We start from the raw sequence: 16537 nt of genomic DNA on the forward strand, positions 1-16537 counted from the left end.
GCTACCTCCAGCAGCACCCCAGACGCCAGAGAATTGCAACCCACGGTGATCCGGGAGAACCGCCCCGGGTTTGCCGGAGGCCATTTAGTTTAAGTTCTGCCGCCATGGCGGATTGTTCCAGCATGGCGTAGTAGCGTTTCTCGGCTTCGGCCGGCGGTATGTTGCCGATGGGCTCGAGGAGCCGTCGGTTGTTGAACCAATCCACCCATTCCAGGTCGCATGTCGCAATCTCGACGGCCTCGAAGCTGCGCCATGGGCCGCGCGGGATCACCTCGGCCTTGTAGAGACCGTTGATGGTTTCGGTGAGAGCATTGTCATAGGAATCTCCGAGGCTGCCGACAGAAGGCCCCACACCAGCTTCAGCCAAGCGCTCGATGTACTTAATGGATACGTATTGGCTGCCTCTGTCGCTGTGGTGCACGAGCCCGCCACGATGGACCGGCCGTCGATCTTGCAGTGCCTGCTCCAGCGCATCGAGCACGAAGCTGCATGCGCCGCGCGCGAGGCTCGCCAGCCCACAATCCTGCGGGCATAGGCGTCGATGACAAAGGCGACGTAGACAAAGTGAAGTCGGAGAGCCAGAGAACGTTCGGCCTTGGCGCCTTGAACGGGCGATTGACGTGATCCAGCAGGCGTGGCGCAGCCTTGTCGCTGATCGTGGTCTTGATGGGTTTGCCGTGGATCACCCTTGCAAACCCATGTTCCGCATAAGTCGCGACACCGTGCAACGGGCAACATCGAAGCCTTCGCGCTTGAGCTGGCGCCAGACCTTGCGCACGCCGTAGAGGGAAAAGTTTTGATCGAAGGCGCGCCGAACCTCGATCTTCAGGGCGGCGTCCGGCTTGGCGCACGTCGACAGCCTGGCGGGATCGCGCCGTTTGGCCACATGGGCGTGGTAGGTCGAGGGGGCGATCAGGCAACACCTGACAGATCGGCTCGACCCCATGCGCCCCACGATGATCGTCAATGAAGGCGATCATGGCTTGGACCGGCGGTCGAGCTCCGCCATCGCAAGATAAGCGCTCGCCTTGCGCAGGATCTCGTTGGCCTGTCGAAGCTCACGGTTCTCCCGTTCCAGGGCCCTCAGCTTCTCGGCCATCTCCGTCGGAACGCCGGTCCGCTGCCCGCTGTCGATCTCGACCTTCTTGACCCAGTCATGTAGCGTCTGCGGTGTGCAGCCAATCTTGGCGGCAATCGATCTCACCGCCGCCCACCGCGAAGGGTGCTCGCTGGCGTGATCCGGAACCATCCGAACCGCACGGGCCCGAACCTCGGGTGAAAACTTGTTCGTCGTCTTGCTCGTCATGGCTCCATCCTCTCGGGAGTTGGAGCCTCCGGCAAACCCGGGGCGGTTCAGACTGCAACAAAAGTGAGTCAGAGCCAATTTTTACGTCGCCCGACAGCGCTCGTCAGGTACTCGACAGCTTCCTCTCATAGCAAAAATTGTGGGGAAGAACATCCGAGTGGCCGACTGCCTGCGGCGCGGACGGTTCGGACCCACGGTGGTTTGTTGCTGGATCCAACGTTGAGAGCTCATTCTGTGCCGCGGATTTGGTCGCCGCGCTGCCGTCTCGATTGCCCCGCGCATGAGATCCAAACCGAGCTCTGATTCGCCTACATCTTCGAAAGTGAGAACGGATGGATTTCACCTCAACTAGCCGACTGCAGCAACAATCGAACAGCGCCGCCCAGCAAGAGACTGCACCGGTGTCCCCGTCGACAGACGCGGCGGCCTTTGAGCGGCAGCTAAGCGAGATCACCCGTCCAGGTGATCGTGTGCTGATGCAGGCCCCCCCCCCCATCAAGTCGCCGCATCGCCATCGGAGGCGCAGCCCATCATGCAGGCGAGCGGGCACGAATGCCCTCCAGCGTCGCAGGATGGAGGCGGCGGGCCAATGCCAGGCGCCTCGGCGCTGCAGCCTGGCCAGTCAGCAGAGGTTTACGGTACCCGCAGGCGTCCTCTTTATTCCCAAGATGCTGACCTTATTTTGGAGCTTGAGGAGGCCTTCATCAAAGGGGGGGCTGCCGAACGCACTGCCAAGGAGAATGTAGGTCATCTTCTCAGATTGGGCCGCTGGCTCTTTGAAAACAAAAAGCAGTCCATTGCTGCTCGGCTCGACGACGAGTCGTTGACCGTTGATGCGTGCGAGTTCTTCGGAAAGGGTAATCCCACGAGACTCATTACGGCAATAGGTCATCTCCGGACCTCGCAGTCGACGGGCGGAATCGTGCCGATCGCAGACCGCGCTAAGCTGAATCCTTATCCCCAGGACGCGGCTCTCATCAAAGAGTACAAAAACGAAGCAACGACAGGTACCGCCAGTACCTATGCATTTGCCCTTAGCAGTTTCAGTGACTACCTGCGTGAAAACAACAAGAAGGGCATTGCTGCTCGGCTTTCCGGCAAGGCGTTGGATGGAGATGTCGGAGACTATAAGAAGGACGCCGGTGGTAATAGGCGGATCGGTGCCGCACTGACCCATCTCCGAAAATCGTCGGCCGGCGCTATGGCGATGGAGCTTGAGCGCCATATTTCCCCCTTTCCTGATCCCGAACGCGCGGCCCTGATGGAGCCGAGGCGGGTCAGCGACGCCGCTGCGGAGCACAGCGCGTCGCAGCGAGCTTTCAGTCGGCCAGAGGAGCTTCCTGCAGAAGGCTACGATCAGGATTTGGTTTTGGGGCTGATGGACGAACCCGGTCCGTCGCACTCGGCGCTGCAGCCGGCTCAGTCAACTGGAGTTTTGAGAAGGCAGAGGAAGCAGCCACTTTATTCCGAGGATGGTCCCCTTATTTCGGGGCTTGAGAAGGCCCTCATCAAGGGCGGGGCCACCGAAATCACCGCCAAGGCCAATGTATGGCCCCTTCGCAGCTTTGGCCGCTGGCTTGTCGCAAATAACAAAGAGTCCATTGCTGCTCGGCTTAACGACGAGTCGTTGACCGTTGATGCGCGCGAGTTCTTCGGAAAGGGTAACCCCACGAGACTCCTTACGGCAATAGGTCATCTCCGGACCTCGCAGTCGACAGGCGGAATCGTGCCGATCGCAGACCGCGCTAAGCTGAATCCTTATCCCCAGGACGCGGCTCTCATCAAAGAGTACAAAAACGAAGCAGCGACAGGTACCGCCATTACCTATGCATTTACCCTTAGCAGTTTCAGTGACTACCTGCGTGAAAACAACAAGCCGGGCATTGCTGTTCGGCTTTCCGGCAAGGCGTTGGATGGAGATGTCGAGGATTATAAGAAGGACGCCGGTGGTAATAGGCGGATCGGTGCCGCGCTGGCCTATCTCCGAAAATCGTCGGCCGGCGCTAAGGCGATGGAGCTCGAGCGCCATATTTCCCCCTTTCCTGATCCCGAAGACGCGGCCCTGATGGAGACGAGGCGGGTCGGCGACGCCGCTGCGGAGCACAGCGCGTCGCAGGAAGCTGGCAGTTGGCCAGAGGAGCTGCTTCCTGCGGAAGCCCACGATCAGGATTTGCTTTGGGGGCTGATGGACGAACCCGGCCCGTCGTCCTCGGCGCTGCAGCCGGCTCGATCAACCGGGGTTCGCAGGAAGCAGCCTCTTTATTCCGAGGACGCTCCCCTTATTTCGGAGCTTGAGGAGGCCCTCATCAAGGGCGGGGCCGCTGAAGCCACCGCTAAGGATTATGCAGGTTCTCTTCGCAGGTTTGGCCGCTGGCTCTTCGCAAATGACAAAAAGGGCATTGCTGCTCGGCCCGACGACGAGTCGTTGACCATTGATGCGCGCGAGTTCATCGGAAAGGGTGATCCCGCGAAACTCCTTGCGGCAATAGATCATCTCCGGACCTCGCAGTCGACGGGCGGGATCGTGCCGATCGCAGGCCGCGCTAAGCTGAATCCTTATCCCCAGGACGTGGCTCTCATCAAAGAGTACAAAAACAAAGCTGCGACAGGTACCGTACGTACCTATGCAGTTGTTCTTAACAGTTTCAGTGACTACCTGCGTGAAAATAACAAGAAGGGCATTGCTGCTCGGCTTTCCGGCAAGGCGTTGGATGGAGATGTCGAGAGCTATAGGAAGGACGCCGGGGGTAATCGGAATATCGGTGCCGCACTGGCTGATCTCCGAAAATCGCAGGCCGGCGCTAAAGCGATGGAGCTCGAGCGCCATATTTCCCCCGGTCCTGATCCCGAAAACGCGGTACTGATGGAGCCGATGCCCGCCGGCGGCGCCGCTGCGCAGCACAGCGCGTCGCAGGACGCGGGCAGTTGGCCAAAGGAGCTGCTTCCTGTAGAAGGCTACGATCAGGATTTGCTTTGGGAGCTGATGGACGAACCCGGCCCGTCGTCATCTCTTCTTGAGCCAGCCGCGCGCCATGACCAGTCATCGGATCCCGGAGAGTCCATTCGTCCCTTGAATTGGGGCTACGACCGCCAGCAGTTCCCGGACGAGCCGATCGGTGCACTTGCCAAGAGCAACCTCCTGCCAAGCAAGGAGGTCCTCATCAACGATGAGCATGACACAGCTGAATTGAGGCCAGCGAAGAGGCCGAGGACCCTAGACAATCTGCACGGCGTTGCCATTGAGCGGCAACTGAGCGAGATCGTCGCTTCAGGCGGTCGCCTGCTGACGTCGGCCCCCACCCATCAACTGGGTGCATCGCCATGGCAGGCGCAGCCGACGATGCAGGGGAGTGGGTACCAAGATGCCACGGCGCTGCAGCGAGCTGTCAGTCGGCCATTGGTCCTCCCGGAAGGTTATGATCAGGATCTGCGTTTGATGGTGGAAGACGGCCCACCGTGGCCCGGGGTTCCCCCGGAGCAGGCGCAGGACATAGTCCAAGCTGGACAGCAGGAACCTGCCTGGTCCGCCTCAACCTGGTCGCCGCAGATGCCGCTCAACTTTGATTGGAGTATGTGGCCGATGCTGGAAGCATCGCCAGCGCAGGCTGCCAGGGCTCGCTCAAGCACCTACGGCGGTCCTCCATTGGTTGATCTGACTGCGGCCACGCCGTCTGAATCACGCGACGATGTTAATTCTGTGCCGGCGTTTCCGAGCACCTCCTACGATGCTCAGATCGGGGCTTTAGGTCCGACAGCCTCGCCTCACGGCCGCGGGCTGGTGCTCGAGGACACGGAATGGCTGGGCGACGAGCATGTCCTGAGAGATTACCAGCTCCTGGCGCAAGAGTTGGGGGGGGGGGACAATCCGAATCTCGCCGCCCGGACGCGGTTCGTGGATCCTCTCATAACCCTTGTTAGCCTGCGCTTGGGCACCGAGAGCGAAATGCTACGCGCATTCCAGCGCATCGTCCATGATCAGAATGGTGACGACACAGCCGACTTCCTGTTCCTGCCAGTGAACAATGCCCGTGCTACGAATCTCCCCGGCACCCATTGGTCGTTGCTGTTTGTTGATCGCCGCGACCGCGAAAGGCCGGTTGCCTATCGCTACGACTCCATGGGGGAATACAACAACAGGCCCGCAGCAGAGCTCGCAGCAAGGCTGGGCGCCCGCCTGGAGTCACGCGGCATGACCCAGCAGCTGAACACTTATGATTGCGGCGTCTTCGTGGTGGACGGCACGCGGGCGCTGGTTAGGCAATTGGAGCAAGGACGAGCACCACACCTGCTGAACCTCAGCAGCCTCGTTGCCAATCGGCAGGCGCTGCAGAACCGACTCAGGGGCTGATGTCGTACGCATACGACGAAGACCGCTTGATTGAAGCGTGCGCGCGGGCACGACGAACTCTATGATGGTTTGCGTGAAGGTCAGGCGGCTTGCTGACCGGCGGGCTCGGCGCAGGAGCTTCCATTCCCAGGGCAGCAGTTCGTGCAGATGCGATGCGGGAAGATCGGCGATACGGGCGAGGACGTCGGCGAGTCAGGCCTTGGGATCGACTTTGTTGAGGCGACAGGTCGTGATGATCGTCAGCATGATGGCGGCACGGTCGGCGCCACGCTGGCTGCCGGCGAAGGTCCAGTTGCGCCTTCCCAAGGCGATGCCTCTCAATGCGCGCTCAGCACAATTGTTGGTCAAGCAGATCCTGCCTGTCATTCGGCCCAAACAGGGCTCTGCGTCGAGGGTAGAGGGTACCGCCGCGCTACCGGACAGGGCTGGTATCGGTAGGGTCACGAGATCGGGACGAAGCGCGAAATTGGTTTGCATTTGCACGCCGCCAAGCCGCACCGATCGCGTCCAAGACAAGCCGCCCGAGATCGTATCGCCCCAAGATAGATAATCAGGCGCTCGGTATCCGAATACGCCCACGTGGAGGCGAGGCGCGTCAGACCGCCAAACTCCTGTGACACTGAACCGCCCCGGGTTTGCGAAGGCAATTTAGTCTAGTTTAAGTTATGCCGCCATGGGGGGTGTTCCAGCATGGCGTAGTAGCGTTTCTCGGCTTCGGCCGGCAGTATGTTGCCGATGGGCGCGAGGAGCCGTCGGTTGTTGAACCAATCCACCCATTCCAGGTCGCAATCTCGACGGCCTCGAAGCTGCGCCATGGGCCGCGCCGATGGATCACCTCGGCCTTGTAGAGACCGTTGATGGTTTCGGCGAGAGCATTGTCATAGGAATCTCCGACGCTGCCGACAGAAGGCCCCACACCAGCTTCAGCCAAGCGCTCGGTGCGCGCGCAATACAGGCTGTCGTAGATCCACTCGGCCGAGCCGACATCAAGGCTGGTGACCACGAAGCGGATGTCGAGGCCGAGCATCGTCGCCTCAATACGGGCGACGGTACGCCGTTCGCGATCCCAGGACTTGACCTTGTGGCGCGTCTCGGTATAGCCACGCAGAACCGGCAGGTTCTCGATGGCGCGTCGCGTGCGGATGCCGTCGGCGGCCTCGTCGACTTTTCTGGCGAGCGGCTTGGTGCCGGACAGACCGAAGATGTAGTCGATGCCGTTGGTCTCGCACCACGCCATTGCCTCCGGTGCCTCCGGCCGGGCATAGTGCCCAGCCGCAGCTTCACGCTCCGGCTGCGGTCACGCAGCTTGGTCCCGACCGCACCCACAATATCCGTGATCTTCTTCATGGTGCGGGTCAGCACCCGAACTCCATCCCCCAATAACGTGCTGTCGGTCGGATGGTGGATGTTACTCTCCACGACGGTCGTATCCACGCGCATGCGCCGGCCCGCAACGACGCCGTTGTCATGCGCTATTTTTGCGGATTCCGACGAAGCCGGCCATGCATTCCAATTCGAAGCCGGCCGGGTATTCCGATCTGAAGCCGGCCACCCGTGGCGTCGTTCGCATGGGTCAATTTCATGATGTCGTCGAGGGCTGGGAAGGTCAAGAGACCGGTTGATCTTGAGCGGGTTGCTTCTGCTTCCTGAGGCTCTCTCCTTTGAGTTCGATGCGGTAGGCATTGTGGACGAGGCGATCGAGAATCGCGTCGGCGATGGTGGGGTTGCCGATGATTTCGTACCAGCGATCGACGGGCAGCTGGCTGGTGACGATAATCGAGCGGGCTTCGTATCGATCCTCGACGATTTCGAGCAAATCACGGCGCTGGTCGGCGTCGAGAGGTTCTGGTCCCCAGTCGTCCAGGATCAGCAGATCAAGTCGTGCGATCGCCCGCAGCATCTTGGTATAGCGGCCATCGGCGCGGCCGAGTGCGAGAGCGGCGAAGAGACGCGGCACACGATGGTAGGCAACTGAGAAGTCGTCTCGGCAAGCCTTGTTGCCGAGGGCACAAGCGAGCCAGCTCTTGCCGACGCCGCACGGCCCGGTAACAAGGAGATTATGTCGTGCCCGGATCCAGTCGCCAGCGGCGAGTTTTAGAAAGAGCGTGCGGTCGAGGCCGCGGATAGCGCGGTAATCGACATCCTCGACGCAGGCGGCATGACGCAGCTTGGCGGCTCGAGCTCTGCTTTCGAACCGCTTTTGCTGGCGCAGCGTTTTCTCGTGTTCCAGGAGCAACGCCAGCCATTCGGCGTGTTCGAGGCTGCGCGCTTCGGACTGGGCATCGAGGTCCTTGAAGCCTTTGGCCATACCGTGGAGACCAAGGCTATGCAGCAGGTCGAGGGTGGGATGGGTGAGCATGCTGGATAATCCTTTCAATGGAAGTAACCGGGGCCGCGCAGATTGGGATGTTCGATGATCGCGTCCTCGGTATCGCGAGAACTGCGTTCGAGCTTGTTGGCGATGATGGAGGCGATGCTCTTGTAGGTCAGTGCGCTGACCGCGACCGCGCGGGCCGCGATCAGCTCGGCGCGTTCGGGATCAATATCCTTGAACAGCCGAAGCACGCCGAGACAGGTCCGGAATCCCTGTTCGGGATGAGGCCGATTGGCCAGGATGGCGAGAACGAGCCCCTCGGTGTTGGGCCCGATCGACCGCCCCCAGCGCCGGAATCGATCGGGAGTCCACTCGGCGTAACGCCGATGCGCACTGGGCATGTGATCGGGATCAGTGCCGTGCCGGCGGCCGCCATAACGGCGCTGGTGAGCAGCAACACGCAAACCCCGATGGAACAACTCGATGGTCCGGGTGGTGGCGCGAACGTCGACCTGCTCCCGGATCAGGCCGTGTGGAACTGAGTAGAAGAAGCCGTCGACCTCGACGTGATAATCGAGCGAGACGCGGGCCAGGAGCCATTCCGCGAACTGATAGTCGGCATCCGGCAACGGCGCCAGGACAGGCATCTCGACGGTCTCGAACAATTGTCGGCGGCTGACGCCGATCCGGCGCATGACGTGGGCGTTGATGCGCTCCAGCGCGGCGGCGATTGCCGCATTCGCCTCAGCCAGCGAGAAGAAGGTCTGCCGGCGAAGCCGCCCGAGGATATAGGTCTGGGCAAAACGCACTCCGGCTTCCACTTTTGCCTTATCCCGGGGCTTTCTTGGCCGTGCCGGAAGGATGCCAACGCCGTAATGGGACGCCATCATCCCGTAGCTGCGATTGATTTCGGGGTCGTAGAACGACGCCCGGTGCACGCCGGACTTCAGATTGTCAGGGACGACGAGGCGTGGCACCCCGCCAAAGAACCGGAACATTCGGACATGAGCCTCGATCCAGTCCGAAAGTGTCTGCGTCCAGGTCGCCTCGGCGTAGGTGTAATTCGAGGCGCCAAGCACGGCGACGAAGATCTCCGCGTCGCGCACAACCCCGGTTGCGCGATCAACGATCATGATCTTCTTGCCGGAGTAATCGACAAAGACCTTGTCGCCGGCCGGATGGTCCTGCCGCATCGTCGGAGACAGCCGCCGCTCGAATTCCCGGAATAAATCGCAGAACCGGCTGTAGCCATAACCTTCCGGATGGACCGCCCGGTACTCCTCCCACAGCACCATCAGATTGACGCCAGGCCGCTTCAGCTCACAGGCCAGCGAGGCCCAATCCGGCTCCCGGCGCCGGCGGAAGCCGCGCCTGACGCCGGCATGGGCAAACAGACGTTGTTCAAGAACGGCGTCGGTCAGATCGCCCGCCAAAGGCCACGCCAGCCCGGCAGTCGAGGCACGCTTGAGATTGTCCTGGATCGTGCTGCGCGCCACCCCGAGCGTGCGCCCGATCTCCCGGGCGCTCACCCCATCACGGGCAAGCCGCAGCATCTGTCGTATCTGTCGCATGGTCAGTTCTCTCTTGGCCGGCATCCGCTTCCCCTCGTGGATCAACGAGGGACTTGATGCCTGAAGGACTGACCCAAACGAAAACGCCGACTTCCAAAACCCGGCCGGCTTCAAGTCGGAATACCCGGCCGGAATAAATCGGAATCCGCACTATTTTCACCATTCGATCATTGATCTGCCTGAGCACATGCGGCCCGATCGCAAAGCCCCATCGCCCCATGGTCTTGGCATCTGGCATCTTCCCGCTGCCCACTCGGGCGAAGTCGCGGTACACGAGGTTGGCGCGCACCTCGCGTTCCAAGGCGGCATAGCTCAAGTTGCGGATGTGCTTGAGGACAGCAGACGTAACGCCACCTCGGCCGGCGAGCCGAGCCTGCCGCGGCTGCGGCTCTTGGGATGCCGCTTCGCCAGCGCTTCGTAGACCGTCGTCACGATGTCGTCGTCCGCCAGCACCCGATAGGCATACGCCATCCAGTCTTCGCGCAGATCGCTCACATCCTCGGTGATCAACCCGTCGCCGAAGCTGAGCTGCGCTCGCCGCATCTCAATCATGCCGTCGCCCCGCGCGCCTTCGATGCGGCTCCGGACGTAGCAGTTCATGGTTGAGCTCGCAGATGTCCTCAATCGCCTGCTTCGGCTGCTGATAATTGTCGAGCCAGCGGCGGACCTCGGCGACCCGCTCGCGGCGAACGCTGAACTGTTGCGTGCGCCCGCCAGCGTAAGTCACGGTCAGCACGAACACCTGATGCCCTTCGCCGCGCGCGCATTTCGGGCAGCCCCGGGTGTGCCGGACAGTGCGCTCCAACAACGACCCACGCAGCAATTCGCCGCTAACCGGCAGCTTGCCGACGAGCTTGTCGCGCGCCTGAAGGGTTCGATGGCGAACTATCTACAAAAATGAATCAATGGCGACCGCGCAAGTCAAGCCTTGCTCCGTTCGACCTTGCAGTTTTCCGCCGAAGCGCTGATTCTACACGCGGCCAAGGCCTTCGAATTTTGCGCCGGGAAGTAGACTAGCCCGCCCTATTCGTGAGAGCGCGGTATTTTGGTCCGACTGGTGCATCCGCACACCTCCGCTGACGAGGCGCACAGGATTGCCTTCGGCTTTTCACCGCCTGACGACCGGTACTTTGCAACGCGCTTGAGGGATGGGTTGGGTGAACGCGGGCGGACGCCCCACCGGTCAAGGACCGAGCGGCAGCAGCGCGCCGGGCAAGCTGCGGATCAGGTCGGCTTCGGGACATGCCGCGGCGAACGCAAGGCGAATGCGGCTCTTGGTCTCGACAACCCGGGCGGCGATTTTCAAGAGCCGAAGACGCAGCGTCGCGAACTCGGCAGTGGCCAATTCCCGGACTTTGGGAATGGCGTCGCGCACGGTCAGCATCAGCCAATAAGCGGCGGTATGGAGAACGAGGCGGACTTGATTGGCGAGCGCCGAACGGCAACTGGTGCGATCGGAGGCGAGCTGCGTCTTATGCAGCTTGATCAGATTCTCGGCTTGGCCGCGCGCGCAATACAGGCTGTCGTAGATCCACTCGGCCGAGCCGACATCGAGGCTGGTGACGACGAAGCGGATGTCGAGGCCGAGCATCGTCGCCTCAATACGGGCGACGGTGCGTCGTTCGCGATCCCAGGACTTTGCCTTGTGGCGCGTCTCGGTATAGCCGCGCAGAACCGGCAGGTTCTCGATGGCGCGTCGCGTGCGGATGTCGTCGGCGACCGCGTCGACTTTTCTGGCGAGCGGCTTGGTGCCGGACAGACCGAAGATGTAGTCGATGCCGTTGGTCTCGCACCACGCCATTGCCTCCGGCCGGGCATAGTGCCCGTCGCCACGGAACGTAATTCGCGTGTTGTGCCACCGCGTCCGGATATGCCGTACCAGGCGGCGCAGATGGGCACGCACCTCGACGCCGCCCGGCGTCTTGCCGGGCCGCAGCACGACCGCCACGGGCCGGCTCTTCTCCGTGTCGTAGACGTGGATCGGCAGGAAGCAGCGTTCGTCATAATGAGCGTTGAACAGCGAGAGCTGCTGATGGCCGTGGACGACATCGCAGGTATCATCGATGTCGAGCGTGACGGATGCCGGCTCGCGCGGGTAGCTATCCATCCATGCGTCGACCAAAGTGTAGGTCAGTCGGATCACGTCGCGCAGGCGCGGAGCATTCTCCAGACGCGACAGCGTCGGTTGGGAACACAGATCGCGACCCGTGTCCGGCAGCCGTCCGCAGGCCAGCTTGAATGCGGGATCGGACCGCAGATGATCGAGGTCGTCGGCGTCCTCGTAGCCGCAGCAGATCGCGAACATGCGCGCGCGGAACATATCGACCAGGCTGTGCACGACCCGCGTCGGATCGCGCCGATCCGGGAACACCCGGGCCAAATTGTCGGCCAAGCCGAGACGCCGCTCGGCCATCGCCAGAAGCATCACGCCCCCGTTCGAGGTCAGCCGACCGCCATCGAAGGCAGCTGTGACTTTCTTGGCGTGAACGGCTGGAAACGAGAAGGGCAGAATCGTATCGTCGGTCATGGCGGGCGTGGTGTTCGCGGCTGAAGGTGATGGGGTTGGCTTTGCAACCGAATCCTACGCCGCATCAGCGCTTTACACCACGCTCGCCAGCCTCTCAGGCGCCCTCTGACGAATAAGACGGGCTAGTGGCTCTGCACAGTGATTTTGACAGGTTGGGTCCGGCGGTCAGATTAGCTCCGGCAGGAGTTTCGGATCAATGAGGACCTCGATGCTGCGAGGCGTCCTTGGCTGCCGTCTGATGAGGCCGGCGCGTTCCAGCGTCAGCACCATCTGGTGAACCGAAGGCGGGCTGACGCGGAAATATTCCTGCATGTCGGTTTCGGCCTGGGGCGTGCGATGCAGCCGGGTATAGAGGTGGATAAAAGCCAGATACTGCCCCTGCGTGGGCGTGAAGGGTTTTGTCGAAGGACTCACGCCGGCCATCCGATTCAGTTGTTCGTGCGTGCCTCGAACGAGGAGGCAGGCCATGAATGTACGCTATCGAGTCGAACTCAGCCAGTCGTCCGTTAAGAATCCGAATTGAGCGGGATGGGACATGTGAACGTGCGCCATATCCGGATCAGGAACAGGTCCAAGAAATCTCTCAGCCAGGCGAGGATGCGGCGGAAGTTGTGGCCTACGGCGGAGAGGACGACGTTGGCGGCGTCTCCTGCGCGGCCTTTGAGGTAGCAGCGCCCGAGGTGACCTTCGGCCTTCAGGTGTCCGATGATGGGCTCGATGGCGGATCGGCGGCGCAACTCGCGCTTGATGATCCCGAAGACGCCGCGCTTCTGGCCGGAGATGAAGACGCGACGTGGATTTTGAGCGTCGTGGCCGCGATACCCCTTGTCGACATAGGCCCGCTCGATCGGACAGCCGGTGAGTGCCTCGGTGCGGTCGATGACGTCGCGCAGGGTGTGACCGTCATACGGATTATCGGGCAGCGCCCTGACGTGTAGCACGAACAGACCGCCGGGAGCTCGGCGGTTGTTGGTGACGATGGAAGCCTTGACGCCGAACTCGTACGGCGCGGAGGCCTTGCCCTTGCCGATGCACTCCACCTCCGGGGCATGGAAAGAATAAAGCTTCCAGCCGCGTTGGCGCTGCTGCTGCGAGCGGATCTGGCTGGCCCGGCCAAGCGGAAGGGCGAACGCCTCCTCCAGGGCTGGCTGGCCGTCGATCTTGCGGCGGATATCGCGGATGATCCGGCCGAGCCTTGAGCGCAGGATACGCAACTGCCGCTGATGCCGCCTGAATTGTTTGGCATGGGCGTAGCGGCCCGCCATCATCGCGGCGGCCTTGGCGATCCGAGAATAGGACTGCCGCAGCCTGACGCCGTGCCTTCTCGCCAGGCGATTGAGCCCCTTGATGGCCGCATGCAGCAGCTTGGCGTCGGTCGGAAAGGTGATGGCCTTTGGCTGCACCGTGGTATCGACCGTGACCCGCTTGAGGTCCTGGCCGCGTAACGCGCCGGCCTCGTGCGCCACCCGCAGGCTCTCGGCCAGCAGCAGTTCCAGCTTGTCGCCGAGCCGCTTGCGCCAATGGCTCAGGTCCGATCGCTCGTGCGGGAAGGCGTGCTGGAAGAACTCTTCGCCGGTGAAGTACTGGAAATACGGGTCGTGGACCCAGCGCTCGCAAATCCCCTCATCGGACAGCCCGTAAATCTGCTTGAGCAACAGCAGCCCGATCATGAAGCGGGTCTCGATCCCCGGCCGGCCGTTCTCGCTGTAGAGCGGCGCGATCTCGCCGTCGATCCAGTCCCAATCGATCTTGCCGGCCAACAGAACCAGCTCGTGCTTCAGATTGATGATCTGGTCCAGCCGCGCCCGGAACAGGTCGTTCGATCCCGTCGTCTTGTGCTTCTTCGGTCGCATCGTCCCCTCCGATGCAACACAGAATCATGGTCCGCTGCGAAAGGGAATCTGGAGGGTTCTGTGAGGTCGCGCTCACGCGAGGGCGCGGCAGGCGCTTATGACGCGACCTCATTGAAGCCGGATTGAACGAAGGCGCGGGAGGCTATTCGCGGTTTTGCAGCTATGGGGATTGTTCGAGATCGCCATGCCCGATCTGCTGGCTCGGCGCGTGAGGCAGAGACACAGGAGTGCGCATCCTGGAAGAGTTGAGATCAGACGCGCTTCGCCTGAGATCGCGATAGGCCTTTTGCTGCATCGGACGGTTGTTGTCGCGCAGTGTGACAGCACGGATTCGACATCGTCCGCGATGATCGAGACGCTGGGAGCGAAATGACGAATGATGATCGTCGTGCACGACATGACTTGGCTCACGATGTGTCGCATCGGAACGGTGATGTTCGAGGGCTGGGGCGTCTGAAGCTATGTCGAAAGCGCTCAATGATGCGCATGACGCCACCACAATCGGGACAGGCAGGAACCTCGGCCCAGGTTTGAGCCTCCGAATCCACAGGCGACGGCTGGCCATCGTTTGGGGCTGTTCGCTCATGATCGAGAAGTTCGCGGCAAAGGGCGAGCTTGGCAGCGCGATGGCGGTTGGCCATGAAGCCGAAGTGGCGGATGCGGTGGAAGCCGTCAGGCGGCGTATGAAGCAGGAAACGGCGAATGAACTCATCGGGCTTGAGATTCATGATCTTTGTCGCGCTGTTTTGGCGATAGTCCTTCCATGAGAAGGCGACATGATCGTCGTCGAGTGCGACGAGCCGGCTGTTGGCGATCGCGACGCGATGGGTGTAGCGGCCGAGATAGGCCAGGACCTGTGCGGGTCCGCCGAAGGGCCGCTTGGCGTAAACAACCCAGTTGATGCGTCGCATGGCGTCGAGGTGGGCCGCAAAGGCAGCCGGCTCGGCCAGAGCTCCGAGATCGCCGAAGAAACGCAAGGCACCGGAGTTGAAGGCTGCCGACAGACGTTTGAGAAAAAGTGTGCGAAATAGTCTGGACAACGGTTTGACGGCCAGGAAGAAGTTCGGTCGGCAAGCGGTCCAGCGCGCGCCATCGGGCGAGAGGCCGCCACCCGGAACGACGCAATGGACGTGGGGATGATGCATCAGCGTCTGTCCCCAGGTGTGGAGGACGGCGACGCCGCCGATCGCACCGCCGAGCCGGCGTGGATTGGCGGCGAGCGTCGTCATCGCCTCGGCGGCAGCCTTGAACAGGATGGCATAGACGACGGCCTTGTTCTGGAAAGCGATCGCGGCGATCGGTGCGGGAAGTGTAAAGACGACGTGGAAATAGGGAACCGGAAGCAGGTCGGCTTGACGCGCGGCGAGCCACGCGGCTCGGGCTCTCCCCTGACACTTCGGACAGTGCCGATTGCGGCAGGAATTATAGGCAACGCGTGTCGTGCCGCAGTCGTCGCAAGCCTGCATGTGGCCGCCGAGCGCCTCGGTCCGGCACGCAACGATCGCGCTCATCACGCGCCGCTCGACCCGCCCCAGATGACCGGCATGTACACGGCGATAGGCGTCGCCATGCCGGCGCAGAATATCGGCAATCTCGATGGCGGGCCTGTTGGAGCGGATGTCGGAGCGGGTCATGACCCGCATCCCGCTGCGGGTCATCCAGGTGGCGTCACCTCCAGCGACAGGCGATCGAGCGGGCTCTGCGTCGCTCGGATCGTATCGGTGGCGACCTGCGTGTAGCGCGCTGTCGACGACAAATTATTGTGCCCGAGCAAGACCTGGATGATCCGGATATCGGTTCCGTTCTCGAGAAGATGTGTCGCGAAGCTGTGGCGCAGCGTGTGCAGCGTGACGCGCTTGGTCAGGCCCGCAGCCTTCACCGCCGACCGGCAGGCGGCATGCAGCACGGTCTGATCGATCGGATGATCTTCGTCACGACCAGGGAACAGATAAAGCCGCGGCCGGGCGAGCCGCCAGTAGGTGCGCAGGATGCCCAGCAGCTGGGGCGACAGCATCACGTTGCGATCCTTCGCGCCCTTGCCGTGGCGCACCTGGATGACGCCGCGGGCGCTGTCGATGTCTTCGATCCGCAGTCCCGCAACCTCCGAGGCCCTGAGCCCGGCCGCATAGGCGGTGGTGAGCGCGGCGCGGCTCTTCAGGCTCGATACCGCTTCAAGAAACTGAACCACTTCGTCGGCGCTGAGAACGACCGGCAGCTTGCGCGGTTCTCGCGCATAGGGAATGCGCTCTGGGATGAGCGCCTCGCCGAGCGTGACGCCGTAGAAAAACCGTAGCGCACAGACGATCTGGTTCAGCGCCGGCCATGAGATGCCGGTCGAGACCAAATGCACCTGGAAGGCGCGGACGTCTTCCAGCTCTAACCGGTCAGGCGATCGGCCAAAATAGCGGCTGAACTTCGAAACCGCGCTGATGTAGGATCTTTGCGTCGCCGGCGACAGATTGCGGACGGTCATGTCTTCGATCATGCGGCGGCGAAGAGGGCTCAAATCGGCCATCTCGATACTCCTGTCTGAGGGGGTGGGCTCCAACACCCACATCCTCTCAGCCAGGAGGCGATCTATGCCACCTTGCCCCCTACGCCGCGGCAGCGGCTTCGTT

At 62.0% G+C, this 16537-nt stretch carries 9 protein-coding genes, 5 pseudogenes and 1 other annotated feature; of the genes and pseudogenes, 2 read left to right on the plus strand and 12 right to left on the minus strand.

Going from position 1 to position 16537, the window contains the following annotated elements; all coding sequences use genetic code 11:
- Nucleotide 1: 1 nt before the first annotated feature.
- A pseudogene (locus HAP41_RS00370) lies at nt 2–1306 on the minus strand (IS3 family transposase).
- Nucleotides 905–1022: a sequence feature (AL1L pseudoknot), on the minus strand. Its footprint overlaps the pseudogene before it by 118 nt.
- Before the next feature lie 589 nt (nt 1307–1895).
- Here HAP41_RS00370 and HAP41_RS00375 point away from each other — a divergent pair.
- The gene (locus HAP41_RS00375) at nt 1896–5654 is read left to right on the plus strand and encodes a Ulp1 family isopeptidase (RefSeq protein WP_224580549.1); all 3759 of its coding nucleotides are present in this window, start codon (nt 1896–1898) and stop codon (nt 5652–5654) included.
- 114 nt (nt 5655–5768) lie between these two features.
- Here HAP41_RS00375 and HAP41_RS00380 read toward each other — a convergent pair.
- The 6 genes and pseudogenes from HAP41_RS00380 to HAP41_RS00405 all read right to left on the minus strand — a co-directional run.
- A pseudogene (locus HAP41_RS00380) lies at nt 5769–6014 on the minus strand (transposase domain-containing protein); the annotation flags it as partial.
- A 27-nt stretch (nt 6015–6041) separates the two neighbouring features.
- Nucleotides 6042–6262: pseudogene (locus tag HAP41_RS00385) on the minus strand (hypothetical protein); the annotation flags it as partial.
- A 45-nt stretch (nt 6263–6307) separates the two neighbouring features.
- Nucleotides 6308–6897 (minus strand): annotated as a pseudogene (locus HAP41_RS00390) (transposase); the annotation flags it as partial.
- Between the two features lie 363 nt (nt 6898–7260).
- Nucleotides 7261–8013, minus strand: a complete 753-nt coding sequence (gene istB / locus HAP41_RS00395; RefSeq protein ID WP_166057122.1) for an IS21-like element helper ATPase IstB — start codon at nt 8011–8013, stop codon at nt 7261–7263.
- Nucleotides 8014–8027: 14 nt separating this feature from the next.
- The gene (istA, locus tag HAP41_RS00400; RefSeq protein ID WP_166105230.1) at nt 8028–9539 is read right to left on the minus strand and encodes an IS21 family transposase; all 1512 of its coding nucleotides are present in this window, start codon (nt 9537–9539) and stop codon (nt 8028–8030) included.
- Nucleotides 9540–9648: 109 nt separating this feature from the next.
- A pseudogene (locus HAP41_RS00405) lies at nt 9649–10082 on the minus strand (transposase); the annotation flags it as partial.
- 55 nt (nt 10083–10137) lie between these two features.
- Here HAP41_RS00405 and HAP41_RS50995 point away from each other — a divergent pair.
- A complete protein-coding gene (locus HAP41_RS50995) occupies nt 10138–10440 on the plus strand; it encodes a hypothetical protein (protein WP_166065623.1) in 303 nt (100 codons plus the stop codon).
- 282 nt (nt 10441–10722) lie between these two features.
- Here the strand turns inward: HAP41_RS50995 and HAP41_RS00415 are convergent, their stop codons facing one another.
- From HAP41_RS00415 to HAP41_RS00435, 5 genes are all read right to left on the minus strand, one after another.
- Entirely contained in the window at nt 10723–12066 is a 1344-nt protein-coding gene (locus tag HAP41_RS00415; protein ID WP_166053720.1) for an IS1380 family transposase, read from the minus strand.
- 165 nt (nt 12067–12231) lie between these two features.
- A complete protein-coding gene (locus HAP41_RS00420) occupies nt 12232–12534 on the minus strand; it encodes a LexA family protein (RefSeq protein ID WP_414643359.1) in 303 nt (100 codons plus the stop codon).
- 38 nt (nt 12535–12572) lie between these two features.
- Nucleotides 12573–13919, minus strand: coding sequence for an IS5 family transposase (locus HAP41_RS00425; protein WP_166053956.1), 1347 nt, complete (start codon nt 13917–13919; stop codon nt 12573–12575).
- A 407-nt stretch (nt 13920–14326) separates the two neighbouring features.
- Nucleotides 14327–15553 (minus strand): IS91 family transposase, encoded by a 1227-nt coding sequence (locus HAP41_RS00430; RefSeq protein WP_166053869.1) that lies wholly within the window; start codon nt 15551–15553, stop codon nt 14327–14329.
- A gap of 20 nt (nt 15554–15573) precedes the next feature.
- A complete protein-coding gene (locus HAP41_RS00435) occupies nt 15574–16434 on the minus strand; it encodes a tyrosine-type recombinase/integrase (RefSeq protein ID WP_029085027.1) in 861 nt (286 codons plus the stop codon).
- Nucleotides 16435–16537: the final 103 nt, after the last annotated feature.

Source organism: Bradyrhizobium barranii subsp. apii, from assembly GCF_011516635.5.
Classification (GTDB): Bacteria; Pseudomonadota; Alphaproteobacteria; order Rhizobiales; family Xanthobacteraceae; genus Bradyrhizobium; species Bradyrhizobium barranii.